The following is a 290-nucleotide window of genomic DNA, read 5'->3' on the forward strand; positions in this document are numbered from 1 at the left end:
ACCCCATATCTATGAAGTATTGAATTCTCAAGTTTATAAGGCTGAACTTGATTATTTTGTTTTTAATGTATATTAGAGGTGTTTTTTAGGCATACGGCAATTTTCATAGTTTTTAAGGCATTTTACTATACCGAATATGAAAAAACTATAAAAATGGGATTATAAAGTAAATTTATCTTCAGTAGCTCTAAAAGTAAAGAATTGTTGCCGTATGCCATCTTTTCCTTAATGTAAAGAAATAGGGTGGATAATCATAGGTATATTTAAATAGGGATAGTTATTTATATCAT

This window comes from Bacillus sp. JJ783, from assembly GCF_036963225.1.
Taxonomy (GTDB): Bacteria; Bacillota; Bacilli; order Bacillales; family Bacillaceae_G; genus Bacillus_A; species Bacillus_A cereus_U.